Raw genomic sequence first — 17,910 nt, 5'->3', positions numbered from 1 at the left:
GGCGCGGGCGCGAGGAATAGCTGCCGGTCTCGGTTAGCTGCCGGTCTCGGTTCGGACGGGATCGACCGATTCAGTCCCCGGTACGGGCGCGCTCCCGGGAGACCTCGGCGATCCCGGCGTTCGCGGAACAGTCCGGACAGGCGTTCAGGTCGCCGTGCTCGTCCGCGAAGACGCGTGCGAAGCGGTCCGAGACGTGCGACCCGCAGTGGTCACAGCGTGGCATTCGGTACCGGCGTTCACCGGCGGGGGCCCTAGGGATTGGACGAACAAATACCCTTTTTCACCCCCGCCAGATTCCGGAAAAACACGTATAAACGCCCGTCATAGGTCGGATGACTCCGACGCCGGCCCGGGCGGTCAGTCGCCTCGCGCCGCGTCGACCGCGCGGGCGATAAGCCCCGCCTGCGCGCCGGCGACGAAGCCGGCGTCGACGTTCACCGTCGTGAGCACCGAGCAGGACTGGAGCGCGCCGTGGAGCGCGGCGACGCCCTCGCCGCCGGCGCCGTACCCCGTCGACACCGGGAGCGCGATCACCGGCGCCGCGACGAGCCCCGCGACGACCGTCGGGAGCGCCCCCTCGCGGCCCGCCGCGACCACGACGGCGTCGGCCTCGCGGATCCGCTCGCGCTGGTCTAAGATCCGGTCGAGGTTCGCGACGCCGACGTCGTCGACGCGGTCGACGGTCGCCCCGATCTCGCGGACGACGACCGCCGCCTCGCCCGCGGCCGCCGCGTCGGCGGTGCCGGCCGCGACGACCGCGACCGTCGCGTCGAGCGCGGGCGGGTCGAAGTCGGCGGCGTGGACGACCACCGTCCCGGCCCGTTCGTCGCGGTCGACGGTCGGGTCGAGCGGGTCCGGAGTGTCGAGTTCGAGGTCCGCCATCGCCGTCCGGATCGCCGCCGCGTCCTCGGCGTCGGCCCGGGTGACCAGCGCGCGGCCGGTCGTTTCGACCGCGGTCGCCGTCAGCGCAGCGACCTCCGCCGGCGTCTTCCCCTCGGCGAGGACCGCCTCGGGGATCCCCCGCCGGTGTTCGCGGGCGGCGTCGAACCGGCCGGCCGCCGTCGTCGCGTAGCCCGCGAGTCGCGATTCCGCCTCCGCGACGCCGATGTCGCCGGCGTCGAGCGCCTCGAGCGTGTCGCGCATGCGTCTCCGTCGGAGTCGGAACGGGTCGAACTTATCGGTCCGCGGCGGACGAGCGGCCCCGCTCGCCGACCGGTCTCACAAAGCTTATAAGGGAGCGTTCCGGCACCCCCTCGCGAACGGGCCGCAGGGAGCCCCTCGCGGTCGAATTCAGGAACTCTTATTAACTGTCGATGGATACCACCGATCGCATGGCAGACCTTATTGTCAAAGCGGCCGTCAAGGAAGCCCTGGACGACAAGAACGTCGCTTCGGACTTCTACGACGCGCTCGACGACGAAGTGGACGAGCTGCTCGAAGACGCCGCGCGCCGCGCCGAGGCCAACGACCGCAAGACGGTCCAGCCGCGCGACCTCTAAGGCGGACGCGACTCTCGACCCGATTTTTTCGACCGCGCGATGGCCGCCGACCGCCGAGCGGCGCGACTGCGGCGCACGTCGGCAGCGACGTCCCTCCGAGATCAGCGCGTGAGCACCCGCACTCCGGAGTCCGTCCCGACGTGGACCTCGTCGGCGAGGTCGACGAAGAGCCCGTGTTCGACGACGCCCGGAATCGCGGAGAGGGTCGCCGCGAGCGCCGGCGGCTCCGCGATCTCGCCGAACGCGCAGTCGAGAACGAGGTTCCCGTTGTCGGTGACGACCGGACCGTCCTTCCGCTCCGCGCGACGGAGGGTCGGCTCGCCGCCCGCCGCGCGGACCGCCTCGGCGACGACCGAGCGACCGGCGGGTAACGCCTCGACGGGAACTGATCTGTCGAGGAGGGACGTCTCCTTCGACGGGTCGGCGACGACGAGGAAGCGGTCGGCCGCGGCGTCGACCAGCTTCTCGCGGGCGTGCGCGGCGCCGCCGCCCTTTATCAGGGCGTCCGCGGTCGGCTCGTCGCCGCCGCCGACCGCGACCTGATCGGCCCCGTCGATCGCGACGTCGATCCCGGGCGCGTCCGGCCCCACCGCCTCGTCGAGGTCGAGCAGGGGGATCCCCCGGTCGGCGGCGAGTTCGCGGCTCGCGAACGAGGTCGGGACGCCGCGCACGTCCAGCCCGGCGTCGACCCGGTCGCCCAGGCGTCGGATCGCGTGGGCCGCGGTCGAGCCCGTCCCGAGCCCGACGACGTCGCCGTCGTCGACCGCCGCCGCCGCCGACTCGCCGGCGCGTCGCTTCGCCGCGTCGCTGCCGCCGCTCGTCTTCATACCTCCGACTCGACGGGGGAGACCGAAAAGGCGTCGGCGTCGTCCGGGCGGGTTCGACCGATCCCGCGGCGGGCCGCCGCAGACGGCGCCCTCACTCCAGTCGGTCCAGCACCGCCTCGGCGTCGTACGCGAGGGAGAGCTCGCGGGAGCGGCCGCGCCCCTCCACGTCGGCGTACTCGGCCTCGATCACGCCGAGCTGGTCGAGCTTGTTGATGATCTCGGAGTAGCGGGTGTAGCCGAGCTCCGTCTCGTCGCGGAACGCCTCGTACACCGTCCCGGCGCGCTGGCCGTCGTTCTCCGCGAGCACGCGGACGAGGGCGCGCTCGGACTCCGAGAGGCCGCGGAGCGACCGCGAGAGGTGGACGTGCTTCGACTTGTCGTACGCCGACTCGACGTCCTCCTCGGCGATCGTCTTCGAGGCGCGCATCTCGGCGTTCAGCCCGGCGCGGCGGAGCAGGTCGATCCCGACCCGGAGGTCGCCGCTCTCGGCGGTGAGGTCGGCGACCCGCTCCAGTTCGGTGTCGCCGATGACGCCGTCGTGGAAGCCGCGCTTCGCGCGCTCGAAGAGGATGTCGTAGATCTCGGTGGCGTCGTAGACGGGGAAGTACACCTCCTCGGGGCGGAACACCGACTGCACGCGGGTGTCGAGGTCGTCGATCACGTCGAGGCCCAGATCGGAGGAGACGACGATGACGCCGATCTTCGCGCCCGAGTGCGCCTCGTGGGCGCGGAGCAGCGAGTAGAGCGTGTCGGACGCCTCGTTCTCGTAGAAGAGGTAGTTCACGTCGTCTAAGGCGACGACGAGCACGTCGTCCTCCTCGACGAGCCGGTCGGTGATCTGCCCGAACAGCTTCTTGAACGAGATCCCGGAGGAGGGCGGCTCGTAGTCGAATATCCCCTCGAACAGCCGCGAGAAGACGGCGTATCGCGTCGAGTCGACCTGGCAGTTGACGCGGACCGTCCGGACGTCGGTGCGGGCGCCGAGCTCGCCGAACAGCTTCTGGACGGCGGTCGTCTTGCCGGTGCCGGGCGGGCCGCGCACCATCGTGTTGAGCGGGCGGGAGCCGCGCACCGCGGGCCGGAGCGCGTACTTCAGGCTCTCCAGCTGGCTCTCGCGGTGGCGGAACGTCTCGGGGACGTGGTCGATCTCGAACACCGACTCGTCGCGGAACACCGACTCGTCCCACGAGAGCATGTCGCCGCCGGCGTCCCCGGTCATGTGAACACCACGACAGGCCGTCCACTTAACCGTTGCCCGCAGGGGGAGTGAAACTGAAACTTGTCGGCTGCGAGTCTCAGACACCGGTTCTCTCCGACCGGACGTTCACTCTCGGGGCGGTGCGAACGGGCCGATTTCGGGCCGGACACGCGCCGTCGTCGTCGCCGATCGCCCCCGTGACGCCCACGGCGCGCTCACTCCCGGTCGAGCACCAGCACGTGTCGGGTGAGCGACCGGTGAACCCGTCGCTCGAAGGCGGCGTCGACGGTCCAGCCCGCCGCGCGCGCCGCCGCGCGCCAGTCGCGATCGGCGACGACGACGGCGCGGGGCGCGACCCGGGCGGCCTCCGCGAGCGCGCCCGAGACGAGGTCTGCGAGGTCGTGGGTGGCGATCTTCGACTGGCGGCCGTACGGGGCGTCGAAGGCGACGCCGTCGACCGCGTCGTCGCGCAGGGGAAGGGCGGTGGCGTCGCCGCGGGCGACGTGCCAGTCGGGGGCGCCCCCGCCGTCCGGCGGTGCCTCGGGCCCCCCGCCCACGTACTCGCGGAGGTTCTCCCGCGTCCCGCGGACCATCTTCCGCTGAGCGTCGCAGGCGACCGCGTCGCTTCCGACGAGCCCGGCTTCGAGCGGAAGCCCGCCGGTGCCGCACATCGGGTCGAGCAGGGTCCGCCCGGGCGCGGCGCCCGCGAGGTTGACGTACGCGCGGGCGTCGGCCGGCGCCATGCTCCCCGGCTGGAAGAACGGGCGGTCGGTCGGCTTCGGGGCGAAGTCGCGGGCGGCCTCGGCGGCGACCCAGCCGAGCGCGCAGACCGACGCGTCGCCGCCGTCGGCGCCGGGAATCGCGTCGTGGGCGGCGCGCTCGCCCGCGGCGAACAGCGCGCGCAGGACGTGGTCCGGGTCGTCGAGGTCGACGTCGAACCCGCGGTCGACGAGGACGCCCCCGAGTTCGCGCTCGGCGTCGGTCGTCGAGACCGTCGCCGTGTTCCGGACGTTGCGGGCGCGCACCGCGACCGTCCCCGAGCGGTCGAGCGGCGCCGCGTTCAGCGCGGCGACGGAGGCGTCGAGGTCGGCGTCCGTGCGGGCGACCGCCTCGTGGGCGGCGCGGGTGTAGGCGAGCCGGCGGACCGCGGCGCCGTCGCCCCCGTCGGTCACTCCCGGTCCGCTTCGGTCCAGACCGACGCTGCCGGCGCTCGCGATCCCGGGCGCGAGCAGCTCCACGCCGGTCGCCGCGGTCGCGGCCTCACGGGCGGCGAACGCGTCCGTCTCCCCGGCGAGTTCGAGCCAGTACACGCCCCGGAGTCGGGGAGCCGCTCGCAAGAGGATAGCGGTTCCGACCACGCACCTTTTTAAACGATTCAACCGATCGTGTTGGTAGTAATGGCCGATCCGAAGGAGACGATCACGATAGAGAACGTCGTTGCCTCCACGGGGATCGGGCAGGAGCTCGATCTCCAGAGCGTGGCGATGGACCTGGAGGGCGCCGACTACGACCCCGAGCAGTTCCCCGGACTCGTCTACCGCACCACGGACCCGAAATCGGCCGCGCTGATCTTCCGGTCCGGGAAGATCGTGTGCACGGGCGCGAACTCCATCGACGCCGTCCACGAGAGCCTCGCGATCGTGTTCGACGAGCTCCGCGCGCTCCAGATCCCGATCGAGGACCCCGAGATCACGGTCCAGAACATCGTCACGTCCGCCGATCTCGGCGAGAGCCTCAACCTCAACGCGATCGCGATCGGGCTCGGGCTCGAACACATCGAGTACGAGCCGGAGCAGTTCCCGGGGCTCGTCTACCGGCTGGACGAACCGGACGTCGTGGCGCTCCTGTTCGGCAGCGGGAAGCTGGTCGTCACGGGCGGGACGAGCCCGGACGACGCGGCGGCCGCCGTCGACGTGATCGTCGAGGAGCTGAACGGCCTCGGGCTGCTGGCGTAGGCGGGCGACGCCCCGCGACCCCGACCGCTCGCGTCGGTCCGATCCCGCGACCACTTTTACCTGCCGTCCCGTAGCTCGGGTATGCTCCTACAGACGGTGACGCCGATCACGGTGCTGGGGACGGTCCTCCTGTTCGCGCTGTTCCTCTCCGTGACCGCCCACCTCGCCGCCCGGAACGTCCTCGGCGACGTCGACCCGCGCCGCGCCCTCTACGTCGGCCCGCTCCCCGCGGTGATCGGCGTCGTCGGCGGGGCGTTCGCCGTCTCCGAGGCGCTGCTCGTCCCCGCGGCGCTGCTCGTCGACGGCGCGATGTTCGCGTGGAGCTACGACCAGCCCCGGCGGATCGTGGTCGGGATGACCGTGATCCACGCCGTGATCACGACGCTCATGGGGATCGTGTTGCTGGGGATCACGGTGCTGCTCTCGACGATGCCGGGGTAGCCACCCCGCCGAGGCGCGCCGACCGGCGCCCGGCCCGCCTCACGGCTCCGGCGGCGCCCCGCCGTACGCGTCGTGGTCGCCGTAGAAGTTCAGCATCGCGAACTTCAGCTTCTCGGGGTCGAGATCGAGCAGTTCCTCGCGCTCCTCCGGCGGGAACGCGCTCCGGACCGAGTACTTCCCCATGTCGGCCGTCGTGTACCGGCGGTCGGCGAGGATCCGGACGCCGAAGTCGTCGGGGCCGCGGACCACGCGGCCGAGCGCCTGCCGCGTCTTGCGAATCGTCGGGATCTCGACGGCGTACGCCCACCCGGGGTCGCGGGCGCGGTCGCGGTCGGCGAACGCCCGGTCGTACGCGTCCTGGACCGCCTCCATCCGGTCGGAGAGGTGCGGGTAAGGAACCCCCACGACCACCACGGTCCGGGCGTCGTCGGCGTCGAAGCTCACGCCCTCCGCGAGCGTCCCCCACAGCGAGGTGAACAGCGTGGCGTCGTCGCTCTCGACGAACCGCCTGCGCAGGTCCTCCTCGTCCTCGCCGGGGCCGTCGAGGTAGAGGGAGCCGAGGGCGGCGGCCGCGAGCCCGCCGCCCGCGCCGACGTCGGCGGTCGCGCCACTGCCCGCGGCCCCGCCGAGCCGCTCGTGGTAGCGCTCGGCCTCGGCGTACGAGGGGAAGAAGGCGAGCGTGTTGCCCGGGGTGAACCGGATCGCGTCGCGCAGTAGCGACGACACCGTCTCCTGGGTCTCCGGGTCGTTGCGCTCGGAGGCGAACAGGGGCGGCGTGTCGACCGCGAACGTCCGGCGGTTCTCCTCGGGGTACGCCATCCCGTACGCGAGCGACGCGGCGTCCTGCAGGCCGAGCACGTCCTCGGTGACGTCGAAGGGGCGGAGCGTGGCGCTCATCAGCACCGAGGCGGCGACCTCGTCGAACAGCGCCTCGGTCACCCGACGCGGGATGCAGGTGTACAGCTCCGCGCGGCCGTACACCTCCTCGGTGGCGCCGTCGCGGCGCACCGAGACCACCGGGTACTGGCCGAGCTCGGTCCCCTCGTCCATCCACGTCGAGACGAACCGAGCGACCTGGAGGGTCTGGCACTCGGTCCGGGTCGTCGTCTCGCCGTCCCGGTAGCGCCGCTCGTACTCCTCGTCTAACGCCTGCCCGAGCTGGACGGCGAGCTCCGTCTCCGTGTCGATCCCCTTCCCCTCGTAGTTGCGGAGGAACGCGAGCGTGAGGTCGTCCCGCCGGTCGTCGTTGGCGACGGAGAGGTCCTCCCAGTTCTCGCCGACCGATTCGCGTTCGCCGAACCCGAGCGCCTCGTCGTACGTCTCGACCAGGGCGTCGCGGAACGCGCGGACGACGTTCTCGGCCGCCTCGGCGCGGGAGTCGTCGCTGTCGGCGAGCTCCTCGACGGCGGAGTCGAGCGTGGTCTCGGTGAGGGTGCGAGTGGCGTGGTCGCGGGCGGCGTCCTCGACGTTGTGGGCCTCGTCGAAGACGGTGATGATCTCCGAGGGGTCGCGGTCGATCCACCGGAAGAACTGCTCGCGGATGTTCGGGTCGAGCAGGTGGTGGTAGTTGCACACCACGAGGTCGACTCCCTCCATCCCCTCCTTGAGCAGCTCGTAGCCGCAGAGCTCTCGCTCGTCCGCGTACGCGTACACGTCCTCGGGGGTGCGGACGTCCTCGAACAGCCACCCGAAGAAGTCGTCGGTGTCCTCGACGAGGTTGTTCCGGTAGTGCGCGCAGACGTTCGCGGCCTCGTACTCGTCGACGTCGGACTCCAGCTCGTCGAGCTCGTCCATGATCGACTCGCGGGCCTCGGCCGCCCCGGCGTCGCCCTCGCGGCTCTCGGCGAGCAGCTCGCGCTGGCGCGCCTCCAGCTCGCGGACCTCGCTCTCCGTCTCGACCAGCTCGCGGGTGGTGTCCCGGAGGGTCTGACACTCCTGGTAGTCGACGTCGATGTGGCACATCGACGACTTCCCCTTAAATACGACCGCGCGAATGGGCTCCTCGCGGGTGATCGCGCGGGCGTCCTCGACGAACTGCCGCATCTGCTGGTGGACGTTGGTCGTGATCACGACCGTGCGGTCGTGCTCGCGGGCGTGCTCCAGGGCGGGCACGAGCGCGGAGAGGGTCTTCCCCGTTCCGGGCGCGCCCTCGAACAGCACGTCCTGCCCCCGGTCCAGCGCGTTGGCGACCCTGTCCATCGCCTCGCGCTGGTTCGGGTACGGCTCCTCGTACGGGAAGAACCGCAGATGCGGCGACTCTGGCACGGGCCGAGGTTCGTCGCCATCGGCTAAAAGGGGTTGGGTGCCGCGGCGAAAGTGGTTCGGAGGCGCGGCGTTCCGACGATCTGCTCCGTCGGGTTCGTTTCAGTACGTATATATTCGTTTGGGATATGTGCGCAGCCGCCACACTTTACCGGCACCTATTACCGGTTTTCGGCCGACGACTGAACCAACATGGCGACCGAAACCGCGACGGCGACCGACGTATCGACCGACTCCGGACACTGGCAGGCCGGCGTGGTAGGCGGACTGGCCGGGGGGCTCGTGTTCGGCGCGATGATGTCGATGATGACGCCCGGCGTGCTCCAGATGGGGATCCCGGCGATGTACGGCATCGAAGGTCCCGCCGGAGCCCTCGGCTGGGTGATCCACATGTCCCACGGGGCGATCATCGGTCTCGGGTTCGCCGCGGTCGCGGGCCTGAAACCCGGTCTCGGCGACTCGGTCGGAGCGAGCCTCGGCGCCGGCGCGGGGTACGGGCTCCTCGTCTGGGTCGCGCTCGCCGTGGTCGTGATGCCGATCTGGCTGGGCGCCGTCGGGTTCCCGGGCGCGCCGCCGCTGCCGAACGTCGGCGTGGAGAGCCTCGTCGGCCACGTCGTCTACGGCGCGGTCCTCGGCGGCGTCTACTCGGCGATGGCGGGCTGACCGCCGCGACGACACCTCGTTTTTTAACCCCTCACGGCGCGGATCCGTAGCAACGAATGTTCGACGAGATCCTCGAGAAGTTCGAGGGGTCACCGAGCCAGCAGGCCGTCATCCGGCTGTTCTTAGAGCGGGGCTTCTCCGTCAACGAGGAGGGCCGCGTCGTCTCCGGCGGGATCGAGATCCCGTACACCGGGATCGCGCGCGAGCTCGACGTCGACCGGCGGGTGGTCGACTCGACGACGGACGCCATCCTGGAGGACCCCGAGCTGAAGCGCATCTTCACCAACATCTCGTCGGTGCCGAGCCTGATGGACCTGGCGCCGGTCCTCGACCTCACGGTCCTCACGATCGAGGTCGCCGCCGCCGACGAGGCCGGGATCGTCGCCGAGGTGACCGGCATCCTCGCCGACCACGGGGTCTCGATCCGGCAGGTGTTGAGCGAGGACCCCGAGTTCACGGACGACCCGAAGCTGTACGTGATCACCGACGCGGAGCTGCCCGGCGAGCTGCTCGTCGAGATCCGCGAGCTCGGATACGTCCGCCGCGTGGGGTTCTGACCGGTCGAACCGGCCCGACCGACCAGTTTCGCCCGCGGGGAGACGACCCGTTTTCGCCCGGACCCTTACGGAGGAAGCCGACGCATCGCCGAGCGCGTCGCCGGCGCGTGTTTCACTTTCACTCGGGTGTAAACCAGTCTTTATACCGGATGGCGAACAAGGGTCGTGTACATGCCTGAAGACGAACTCGAGGACCTTCCCGGAGTCGGCCCAGCGACCGCGGACAAGCTCGTCGAGAACGGGTTCGAGAGCTACCAGTCGATCGCCGTCGCCAGCCCCGGCGAGATGTCGAACACCGCGGACATCGGCGAGTCGTCCGCCAGCGACATCATCAACGCCGCCCGCGACGCCGCCGACGTCGGCGGCTTCGAGACGGGCGCGACCGTGCTCGAACGCCGCGAGGAGATCGGCAAGCTCTCCTGGCAGATCGACGAGGTCGACGACCTGCTCGGCGGCGGCATCGAGACGCAGTCGATCACCGAGGTGTACGGCGAGTTCGGGTCCGGGAAGTCGCAGGTGACCCACCAGATGGCCGTCAACGTCCAGCTCTCGAAGGAGAACGGCGGGCTGGAGGGCGGCTGCATCTTCGTCGACTCCGAGGACACGTTCCGCCCGGAGCGGATCGACGACATGGTCCGCGGGCTCGACGACGAGATCCTCGCCGACGAGATGGAGCGGCGAGAGATCGAGGGCACCCCGAGCGACGAGGACGCGATGGAGGAGCTGGTCGCGGCGTTCCTCGACCAGATCCACGTCGCGAAGGCGTTCAACTCCAACCACCAGATCCTGCTCGCGGAGAAGGCGAAGGAGCTCGCCGGCGAACACGAGGAGAGCGAGTGGCCAATCCGGATCGTCTGCGTGGACTCGCTGACCGCCCACTTCCGCGCCGAGTACGTCGGCCGGGGGGAGCTGGCCGAGCGACAGCAGAAGCTCAACAAACACCTCCACGACCTGATGCGGATCGGCGACCTGTTCAACACCGCCATCCTCGTCACCAACCAGGTCGCGTCGAACCCCGACTCCTACTTCGGCGACCCGACGCAGGCGATCGGCGGCAACATCCTCGGCCACGCCTCCACGTTCCGGATCTACCTCCGCAAATCGAAGGGCGACAAGCGGATCGTCCGCCTCGTCGACGCGCCGAACCTCGCCGACGGCGAGGCCGTGATGCGCGTGCAGGGCGAGGGGCTGAAGCCGGAGTAGCGGGGTCTAGCCCCGGATCGGCGCCGTCGGTTCCCACTTCGAACGCTGACAGACCGTCCTGATCACAGATCCGGAACCCGACCGCGGATCGGGTTGACGAACGTAAACTTCCTCGGGGAAAGCCGAAGCCTCTCGATATCGGCCGTTTGACGCCGTAACTCCGGGATCGATCGCGGATCGGCGTGGCAAAAATCGCCAGAAGCGACCGCGCCCGGCGCCACGCGCCCCCGAATCGGCCGATCCGAGGACTGATGGCAGTTATTTTACAAAACGTCCGTCCGATTCGATCGCAAAGATTGCGGAGTCTCTCTCAGAAATATGTCCTTATACACCATGTATCCGTCCTTATATCTGACAGACGCCGTATTATCAAACCTCTTTTTTGTGAAACTCAACTCAAACGTTTATATGTTCTTGTTCCCCGGTGTCGAAACGTGATTCAGCACATGAACACGGACGAAATGCGCAGTTCGAAAGACGTATGTTCAGTTGAGGTGACCGAGGCGTGACGGCCGGCGTACTCGCGAGCGTCGACCCGAGCGTCCTCGCCGAGGGCGTGAACCTGATGTGGGTCGCCATGGTCTGTTTCCTGATCTTCTTCATGCACGCCGGCTTCGCGATGCTCGAGGCGGGGCAGGTGCGTGCGAAGAACGTCGCGAACCAGCTCACGAAGAACCTGCTCACCTGGGGCATCGGCGTCCTCGTGTACTTCCTCGTCGGCTTCGGGATCGAAGGCGTCGCCGGCGGCGGCGGGTTCTCCCCGGCCTCGGCCCTCAGCGACGGCGGCTGGATCAACAGCTGGCTGTTCGGCGCCGTCTTCGCGATGACGGCGGCGACGATCGTCTCCGGCGCGGTCGCGGGACGCGCGAAGCTCCGCGCGTACGTGGCGTACACGATCGCCATCTCCGCGGTCATCTACCCGGTCGTGGCGGGCATCACCTGGGGCGGCGGCTTCCTCGGCGGTGCCGGGCTGGGCTTCACCGACTTCGCGGGCGGGATGATCGTCCACGGCGTCGGCGGCATCGCCGGGCTCACCGCGGCGTACATGCTCGGGCCGCGCATGGACCGCTACGCCGAGGACGGCACCACGAACGTCATCCCCGGTCACTCGATGACGTTCGCGGTGCTCGGTACCCTCATCCTCGCGTTCGGCTGGTACGGCTTCAACGTCGGCACGACCGCGACCGTGTTCTCGGTCACCGAGTCCGGCGAACTCGCGCTCGGCGGCTACGCCGCCGTCGGTCGCGTCGCGCTGACGACGACGCTCGGCATGGGCGCCGGCGCCGTCGGCGCGGCGCTCGGCTCGGTGTACCTCACGAAGAAGGTCGACACCCTGTACGTCGCCAACGGCGTGCTCGCCGGACTCGTCGCGGTCACCGGGATCGCGAACCTGGCCACCTGGTGGGGCGCCATCCTGGTCGCGCTCGTCTGCGGCCTCCAGCTCCCGCTCGTCTTCGAGTTCGTCTCGGACAAGATGAAGATCGACGACGTCTGCGCGGTGTTCCCGGTTCACGGCTCCGCGGGCGTCATCGGCGTCCTCGCGCTGCCGTTCGTCAGCATCAACGGCTTCTCCGTCGACCTGCTCGTCTCGCAGGTCGTCGGCGTCGTCGCCATCACGGCGTGGACGGTCGCCGCGACCGCCGTCGTCTTCGGCGCGTTCAAGGCCGTCGGTCAGGCGCGCGTCACCCCCGATCACGAGCGTGACGGGCTCGACGTCAGCGAGCACGGCGTCGAGACGTACCCCGAGTTCGGCCGCGCGAACGTCGCGACCGACGGCGGCTCCTCGGTCGTCGACACCACGAACGACTCCGCGCGCGCCGACGGCGGCGAGGAGGCGGGGTCGCAGATCAAGATGGTCACCGCGGTCGTCCGTCCCGACAAGCTCGGGGCCATCAAGCAGTCGCTCGCGGAGGTCAACGCCCCCTCGCTCACCGTGACGAACGTCTCCGGTCGCGGCAGCCAGCCCGCCAAGAAGGGCCAGTGGCGCGGCGAGGAGTTCACGGTCGACCTCCACCAGAAGGTGAAGGTCGAAGTCGTCGTCGCCGACATCCCGGCCGACGAGGTCGCCTCCGCGATCGCCGACGCGGCGAAGACCGGCGAGCCCGGTGACGGCAAGGTGTTCATCATGCCGGTCGAGGACGCGCTGCAGGTCCGCACCGGCGCGACCGGTCCGGAGGCGGTGTAGGTCGGCACCGGCGCGGACACCCGATCTGTCGCAGTAGCGAACGACCGGTTTCGACGGCCGTTTTTTCGGCGACGCCGCGGCAGCGAGCCGCGGCACTCCCCGGCGCGAGCGTCGACGGTCCGACGGGGGGTCTCGCCGCCGGTCGGCAACTACTTTCACCCCTCCGACCCAACCGCCGAGCATGAACCACGAGCGCTCCCGCGGGCTGTACGACCGCGCGCTGTCGGTGATGCCCGGCGGGGTCAACTCCTCCGTCCGCGCGACGATGCCGCACCCGTTCTTCGTCGAGCGCGGGGACGGCGGCCACGTGATCGACGCCGACGGCAACCGGTACGTCGACTGGGTGATGGGGTACGGCCCGCTCCTGTACGGCCACGACCTGCCCGACCCGGTGGAGGCGGCGGTCCAGTCGCACGTCGCGGAGGGGCCGATGTACGGCGCGCCCACGGAGATCGAGGTCGAGCACGCCGAGTTCGTGGCGCGCCACGTCCCGAGCGTCGAGTCGATCCGGTTCGTCAACTCGGGGACGGAGGCGACGGTGTCGGCGGTGCGGCTCGCGCGCGGCCACACCGACCGCGACAAGATCGTCGTCATGCAGGGCGGCTATCACGGCGCCCAGGAGTCGACGCTCGTCGAGGGGTCGCCGGGCGACGCGCACCCGTCGACGGCCGGGATCCCCGAGGAGTTCGCGCAACACACCCTCCCGGTCCCGTTCAACGACCCGGAGGCGGCGAAGGAGGTGTTCGCGGAGCACGGCGACGAGATCGCCGCCGTCCTCGTCGAGCCGGTCCTCGCCAACATGGGGATCGTGACGCCGATCGACGGCTACCACGAGACGCTCCGGGAGCTGTGTGACGACCACGGAGCGCTCCTGATCTTCGACGAGGTGATCACCGGATTCCGCGTCGGCGGCCTCGGCTGCGCGCAGTCGAAGTTCGGCGTTACGCCCGACGTCACCACGTTCGGCAAGATCATCGGGGGCGGGTTCCCGGTGGGCGCGATCGGCGGGAAAGCGGAGATCGTCGAGGGGTTCACGCCCGCGGGCGACGTGTTCCAGTCCGGCACCTTCTCGGGGCATCCGGTGACGATGGCCGCCGGGAAGGCCGGGCTGGAGTACGCCGCCGAGAACGACGTGTACGAGCACGTCGACCGGCTCGGCCGGAAGCTCCGCGAGGGGATCGCCGAGATCTGCGCGGAGCGCGCGCCCGAGTACACCGTCGTCGGCACCGACTCGATGTTCAAGACGATATTCACCCGCGAGGCGCCCGACGACCCGGACGCCTGCTGCGCGGGCGGCTGTCGGCAGGACCCCGACTGCGCCCGGTACGACTCGTGTCCGAAGACGGGCGCCGACGTCGCCCGCGCCGCGACCGACCGCTGGGAGCGCGTGTTCTGGCAGGAGATGAAGGAGAACGGCGTCTTCCTCACCGCCAACCAGTTCGAGTGCCAGTTCACCTCCTACGCGCACACGGAGGAGGACGTCGAGCGGACGCTGGAGGCGTATCGAGAGGCGCTGTAGGCGCCGATCGGGACGTCCGGCGACCGGCGCCGCCGGGGCCTCGGAGAACGCCACCACCGACCCCGCCACCCGTTCGGCAAGCCTTGCGATCCGGCGGCCGGTGCGGAACGTTTTTATCCCGGAACGGAACTACGTACAGGCGATGAACGCGGAGGCTCGTCTCGACGCCGCCCTTTTCCGAGGCCGACGAGCCCCGCGACCGCGACGAGGCGTCCGACCGCCGCGACCGGCTTCCGGCGCGGCGCGACGACGGGCCCCCTCGGGCCAGTAATCTTCATCCCTCGTCGCGTTCGCGCCGTTTCGTCTCGTAGAGTGACAGCTACGTCCGTCCGTAGCGCCGGCCTCGGCAGTTACTTTCAATATCTAAACCGGTGAATTTAAGGGCGTAAGCCCAGTGTACTCCGGTAATGGCAACCGTTGCACTCGCGTTCAGTGGGGGACTCGACACGACCGTCTGCGTACCGCTGTTGAAAGAGGAGTACGGCTACGACGAGGTCATCGGCGTCAACGTCGACGTCGGGCAGCCGACGGAGGAGTTCGACGAGGCCGAGGAGACGGCCGACGCCCTCGGGCTCGACCTCCACGTGGTCGACGCGAAGGCGGAGTTCGCGGACCTCTGTTTCGACGCGGTGAAGACGAACGCGACGTACCAGGGCTACCCGCTCGGAACCGCGCTCGCGCGCCCCGTCATCGCCGAGGCCATCCTGGGCGTCGCCGAGGAGCAGGGCTGTGACGCCATCGCGCACGGCTGCACCGGGAAGGGGAACGACCAGCTGCGGTTCGAGGCCGTCTGGCGCGGCTCCGACCTCGAAGTGATCGCCCCCGTGCGCGAGCTCGGGCTCACCCGCGAGTGGGAGATCGACTACGCCGCCGAGAAGGACCTGCCCGTCGAGGCCGGCGACGGCGGCGTCTGGTCCATCGACGAGAACATCTGGTCGCGCGCGGTCGAGGGCGGGAAGCTGGAGGACCCGAACTACGAGCCGCCGGAGGACATCTACGAGTGGACCGCGGAGCCGGAGGGCGAGACCACCATCGAGGTCGCCTTCGAGGCGGGCGTCCCGGTCGCCGTCGACGGCGAGGCGATGGACCCCGTCCCGCTCATCCAGCACCTCAACGAGTACGCCGGCGGCTACGGCATCGGCCGCACGGACGTGATGGAGGACCGCATGCTCGGGCTGAAGGTGCGCGAGAACTACGAGCACCCGGCCGCGACCGTCCTGCTGACGGCCCACCAGGCGTTAGAGGACCTCGTGCTCACGAAGAACGAGCGCTCGTTCAAGAAGGGGATCGAGCAGGAGTGGTCCGAGAAGGCGTACCAGGGGCTCGTGTTCGCGCCCGTCGTCGACGCGCTGAACGCGTTCGTCGACGAGACGCAGGACGTGGTGACCGGCACGGCGACGGTGAAGGTCTCCGGCGGCAACTGCCGCGTCGTCGCCCGCGACTCGGAGTACGCCGTCTACTCCGAGGAGATGGCCTCGTTCAACACCGAGGACGTCGCCGGCATCGCGCAGGAGGACGCCACGGGCGTCGCGAAGTACCACGGCCTCCAGGAGCGCCTCGCCAACGACGTGAAGGCGTCGGTGTCGAAGCCGGAACTGGCGACCGACGGGTCGGGAGACGACGAGTAGACACATGGCCGACGACGATCCCGGCGCGGCGGCGGACGCCGACGCGAACGCGGGCGACGACGCGGCCGAGAGCGGCACCGCCGTCCGGCGCGACCGCTTCAGCGGCGGCCCCGCCCGCGAGTTCCTGTCGAGCCTCGCGGCCGACGCGGCCATCTTCGAGGCCGACCTCGCGGTCGACCGCGCGCACACGGTGATGCTCGCCGAGCAGGGGATCGTCGATAGCGCGGTCGCGGGCGAGATCCTCGCGGCGCTCGACGACGTGGAGGCCGCCGGTCACGGCGAACTCCCCGACGGCGAGGACGTCCACGAGGCGATCGAGACGGCCGTCATCGACCGGATCGGCCCGGACGGCGGGCGGATGCACACCGCCCGCTCGCGCAACGACGAGGTGGCGACCTGCATCCGGTACCGGCTGCGCGAGGACCTGCTCGCGGCCGCCGAGGCGACGGTCGCGCTCCGTGAGGCGCTCGTCGAGGTCGCGGGCGAGCACACCGAGACCGTGATGCCCGGCTACACGCACCTCCAGCCGGCCCAGCCGACGACGGTCGCGCACTACCTGCTGTCGTACGAGGGCGGGGTCGCGCGCGACACCGCGCGCCTGCTCGACGCGTACGACCGGGTCAACCGGTCGCCGCTCGGCGCGGCCGCGTTCGCGGGCACGCCGTTCGACGTCGACCGCGACCGCACCGCGGAGCTGCTCGGGTTCGACGGCACGGTCCGGAACTCCACGGACGCGGCGTCGGCGCGCGACTTCCTCGCGGAGGGGGCGACCGCGTGCGCGACGCTCGCGACGACGCTGTCGGGGCTCGCGGAGGACCTCATCGTCTTCTCCAACAAGGGGTTCGTGGAGCTGTCGGACGCGTATTCCTCCACCTCCTCGATCATGCCCCAGAAGAAGAACCCCGACACGCTGGAGCTGACCCGCGGGGTCGCCGGCGACGCGATCGGCGAGGCGACGGGGACGCTGAGCCTGCTCAAGGGGCTCCCACGCGCGTACAACCGCGACCTCCAGCGCGCCCACGCGGGCGTGTTCGAGATCGCCGACGACGTGCGGGAGGCGACCGAGGTCGCCGCCGGCGCGGTCGCGACGGCCGACTGGGACGAGGCGGCGCTCGCGGACGCGGCGGGCGAGGGGTTCTCGACGGCGACGGGCGTCGCCGACCTGCTCGCGACGGGAGGGATGCCCTTCCGGACGGCCCACGAGATCGTCGCGACGGCCGCGGAGACGGTCTCGGACGCCGATTCCCCGGCCGCGGCGGCCGCAAAAGTTGACGAGGCCGCTCGGAACGTGACCGGCGAGCCCCTCTCCGCGTACGTGAGCCGCGAGGACGTGGAGTCGGCGCTCGATCCGGCCGCCAGCGTGGCGAGCCGCGACTCCGCCGGGGGGCCGGCCCCCGAGGCGGTCGGCGAGGCGCTCGCCGCCGTCGAGTCCGGGATCGAGGGAGACCGCGGTACGCTGGCGGCGGAGCGCGACGCGCTCGCCGCCGCGAGCGAGGCGCTGGACGCGGAGGTCGATACCTATGTCTGAGCCGCGACGACCGCCGGGCGGCCCCCGGCTCGATCGGCGGCGTCTCGACCGACGTCGACCCGACCGACGCCGACGACCGTCCCCGTAAGGGGGACACACTTACTACCGAGATCTGACATCCGATCTCGATACGGTTCGATTTCGACGAACTGCTTCCGTTAGCGGCCGATCCGTTTTATGTAAACTATCCAATAAGTTCGAAGCCTTTATGACCGTTCGCGGTCGAGTGTCTGGCACGATGACGAGCGACACCGACACGCTGCTGGCAGAGGACCCGATCACGGGCGAGGAGATCGAGCTTCCGGCCGACGTCGAGGTCGGCGAGATCATCGACAGCCCGGTCACCGGGACCGAGCTCGAGGTCATCTCGCTGGACCCCGTCGTGTTGGAGGAGGCCCCCGAACTCGAGGAGGACTGGGGAGAGTAGATGGCGACGATCGCCGCG

At 70.3% G+C, this 17,910-nt stretch carries 17 protein-coding genes; 11 read left to right on the top strand and 6 right to left on the bottom strand.

What is annotated here, in order from left to right; genetic code table 11:
- Positions 1 to 70: 70 nt before the first annotated feature.
- Both B4V04_RS09275 and larB read right to left on the bottom strand, forming a co-directional pair.
- Positions 71 to 223, bottom strand: coding sequence for a DUF7563 family protein (locus B4V04_RS09275; RefSeq protein ID WP_008847299.1), 153 nt, complete (start codon positions 221 to 223; stop codon positions 71 to 73).
- Positions 224 to 357: 134 nt separating this feature from the next.
- Positions 358 to 1,143: a nickel pincer cofactor biosynthesis protein LarB gene (gene larB, locus B4V04_RS09270; RefSeq protein WP_498231065.1), complete on the bottom strand. Its 786-nt coding sequence runs from the start codon at positions 1,141 to 1,143 to the stop codon at positions 358 to 360.
- A gap of 188 nt (positions 1,144 to 1,331) precedes the next feature.
- Between larB and B4V04_RS09265 the strand changes: the two genes are divergently transcribed.
- Entirely contained in the window at positions 1,332 to 1,499 is a 168-nt protein-coding gene (locus B4V04_RS09265) for a DUF1931 family protein (protein ID WP_004047560.1), read from the top strand.
- 101 nt (positions 1,500 to 1,600) lie between these two features.
- Here the strand turns inward: B4V04_RS09265 and rpiA are convergent, their stop codons facing one another.
- The 3 genes from rpiA to B4V04_RS09250 form a co-directional block, all read right to left on the bottom strand.
- The gene (gene rpiA, locus B4V04_RS09260) at positions 1,601 to 2,326 is read right to left on the bottom strand and encodes a ribose-5-phosphate isomerase RpiA (protein WP_498231063.1); all 726 of its coding nucleotides are present in this window, start codon (positions 2,324 to 2,326) and stop codon (positions 1,601 to 1,603) included.
- A gap of 91 nt (positions 2,327 to 2,417) precedes the next feature.
- Positions 2,418 to 3,545, bottom strand: coding sequence for an ORC1-type DNA replication protein (locus B4V04_RS09255; protein WP_498231061.1), 1,128 nt, complete (start codon positions 3,543 to 3,545; stop codon positions 2,418 to 2,420).
- A gap of 194 nt (positions 3,546 to 3,739) precedes the next feature.
- Complete coding sequence (locus tag B4V04_RS09250; RefSeq protein WP_498231059.1) at positions 3,740 to 4,834, bottom strand: TIGR01177 family methyltransferase; 1,095 nt, start codon at positions 4,832 to 4,834, stop codon at positions 3,740 to 3,742.
- An 87-nt stretch (positions 4,835 to 4,921) separates the two neighbouring features.
- Here B4V04_RS09250 and B4V04_RS09245 point away from each other — a divergent pair, with 87 nt between their 5' ends.
- On the top strand, positions 4,922 to 5,479 hold the full coding sequence (locus B4V04_RS09245; protein WP_498231057.1) for a TATA-box-binding protein: 558 nt from the start codon (positions 4,922 to 4,924) through the stop codon (positions 5,477 to 5,479).
- Between the two features lie 81 nt (positions 5,480 to 5,560).
- On the top strand, positions 5,561 to 5,920 hold the full coding sequence (locus B4V04_RS09240) for a DUF7473 family protein (protein ID WP_498231055.1): 360 nt from the start codon (positions 5,561 to 5,563) through the stop codon (positions 5,918 to 5,920).
- A gap of 39 nt (positions 5,921 to 5,959) precedes the next feature.
- Here the strand turns inward: B4V04_RS09240 and B4V04_RS09235 are convergent, their stop codons facing one another.
- Entirely contained in the window at positions 5,960 to 8,185 is a 2,226-nt protein-coding gene (locus B4V04_RS09235) for an ATP-dependent DNA helicase (RefSeq protein WP_498231053.1), read from the bottom strand.
- Between the two features lie 189 nt (positions 8,186 to 8,374).
- Here B4V04_RS09235 and B4V04_RS09230 point away from each other — a divergent pair, with 189 nt between their 5' ends.
- The 8 genes from B4V04_RS09230 (at position 8,375) to lysW (ending at position 17,892) form a co-directional block, all read left to right on the top strand.
- Positions 8,375 to 8,845: a histidine kinase gene (locus B4V04_RS09230; protein ID WP_498231052.1), complete on the top strand. Its 471-nt coding sequence runs from the start codon at positions 8,375 to 8,377 to the stop codon at positions 8,843 to 8,845.
- A 56-nt stretch (positions 8,846 to 8,901) separates the two neighbouring features.
- A complete protein-coding gene (gene trpY, locus B4V04_RS09225) occupies positions 8,902 to 9,402 on the top strand; it encodes a TrpY family transcription regulator (RefSeq protein ID WP_144798375.1) in 501 nt (166 codons plus the stop codon).
- Between the two features lie 171 nt (positions 9,403 to 9,573).
- Positions 9,574 to 10,605, top strand: coding sequence for a DNA repair and recombination protein RadA (gene radA, locus B4V04_RS09220; RefSeq protein ID WP_498231050.1), 1,032 nt, complete (start codon positions 9,574 to 9,576; stop codon positions 10,603 to 10,605).
- A gap of 505 nt (positions 10,606 to 11,110) precedes the next feature.
- A complete protein-coding gene (locus tag B4V04_RS09215) occupies positions 11,111 to 12,790 on the top strand; it encodes an ammonium transporter (protein ID WP_498231049.1) in 1,680 nt (559 codons plus the stop codon).
- Positions 12,791 to 12,971: 181 nt separating this feature from the next.
- Positions 12,972 to 14,309 carry a glutamate-1-semialdehyde 2,1-aminomutase gene (gene hemL, locus B4V04_RS09210; protein ID WP_498231047.1) on the top strand — a complete coding sequence of 446 codons (1,338 nt, stop codon included), beginning with the start codon at positions 12,972 to 12,974 and terminating at the stop codon, positions 14,307 to 14,309.
- Between the two features lie 407 nt (positions 14,310 to 14,716).
- Positions 14,717 to 15,937: an argininosuccinate synthase gene (locus B4V04_RS09205; protein WP_498231046.1), complete on the top strand. Its 1,221-nt coding sequence runs from the start codon at positions 14,717 to 14,719 to the stop codon at positions 15,935 to 15,937.
- Between the two features lie 4 nt (positions 15,938 to 15,941).
- Positions 15,942 to 17,465, top strand: a complete 1,524-nt coding sequence (gene argH, locus B4V04_RS09200; RefSeq protein WP_498231044.1) for an argininosuccinate lyase — start codon at positions 15,942 to 15,944, stop codon at positions 17,463 to 17,465.
- 238 nt (positions 17,466 to 17,703) lie between these two features.
- Complete coding sequence (gene lysW / locus B4V04_RS09195; RefSeq protein ID WP_092562686.1) at positions 17,704 to 17,892, top strand: lysine biosynthesis protein LysW; 189 nt, start codon at positions 17,704 to 17,706, stop codon at positions 17,890 to 17,892.
- Positions 17,893 to 17,910 lie beyond the last annotated feature (18 nt).

It is taken from the genome of Halorubrum sp. B52 (assembly GCF_059752555.1).
Note: the sequence above shows the minus strand (reverse complement) of the source record. Positions and strands in the feature narration are given on the sequence as shown.

What these genes read in the sequence shown, in the direction of transcription:
- B4V04_RS09275 (WP_008847299.1), bottom strand. Translation starts at nt 223, where the DNA reads ATGCCACGCTGTGACCACTGCGGGTCGCACGTCTCGGACCGCTTCGCA.
- larB (WP_498231065.1), bottom strand. Translation starts at nt 1,143, where the DNA reads ATGCGCGACACGCTCGAGGCGCTCGACGCCGGCGACATCGGCGTCGCG.
- B4V04_RS09265 (WP_004047560.1), top strand. Translation starts at nt 1,332, where the DNA reads ATGGCAGACCTTATTGTCAAAGCGGCCGTCAAGGAAGCCCTGGACGAC.
- rpiA (WP_498231063.1), bottom strand. Translation starts at nt 2,326, where the DNA reads ATGAAGACGAGCGGCGGCAGCGACGCGGCGAAGCGACGCGCCGGCGAG.
- B4V04_RS09255 (WP_498231061.1), bottom strand. Translation starts at nt 3,545, where the DNA reads ATGACCGGGGACGCCGGCGGCGACATGCTCTCGTGGGACGAGTCGGTG.
- B4V04_RS09245 (WP_498231057.1), top strand. Translation starts at nt 4,922, where the DNA reads ATGGCCGATCCGAAGGAGACGATCACGATAGAGAACGTCGTTGCCTCC.
- B4V04_RS09240 (WP_498231055.1), top strand. Translation starts at nt 5,561, where the DNA reads ATGCTCCTACAGACGGTGACGCCGATCACGGTGCTGGGGACGGTCCTC.
- B4V04_RS09230 (WP_498231052.1), top strand. Translation starts at nt 8,375, where the DNA reads ATGGCGACCGAAACCGCGACGGCGACCGACGTATCGACCGACTCCGGA.
- trpY (WP_144798375.1), top strand. Translation starts at nt 8,902, where the DNA reads ATGTTCGACGAGATCCTCGAGAAGTTCGAGGGGTCACCGAGCCAGCAG.
- radA (WP_498231050.1), top strand. Translation starts at nt 9,574, where the DNA reads ATGCCTGAAGACGAACTCGAGGACCTTCCCGGAGTCGGCCCAGCGACC.
- hemL (WP_498231047.1), top strand. Translation starts at nt 12,972, where the DNA reads ATGAACCACGAGCGCTCCCGCGGGCTGTACGACCGCGCGCTGTCGGTG.
- B4V04_RS09205 (WP_498231046.1), top strand. Translation starts at nt 14,717, where the DNA reads ATGGCAACCGTTGCACTCGCGTTCAGTGGGGGACTCGACACGACCGTC.
- argH (WP_498231044.1), top strand. Translation starts at nt 15,942, where the DNA reads ATGGCCGACGACGATCCCGGCGCGGCGGCGGACGCCGACGCGAACGCG.
- lysW (WP_092562686.1), top strand. Translation starts at nt 17,704, where the DNA reads ATGACGAGCGACACCGACACGCTGCTGGCAGAGGACCCGATCACGGGC.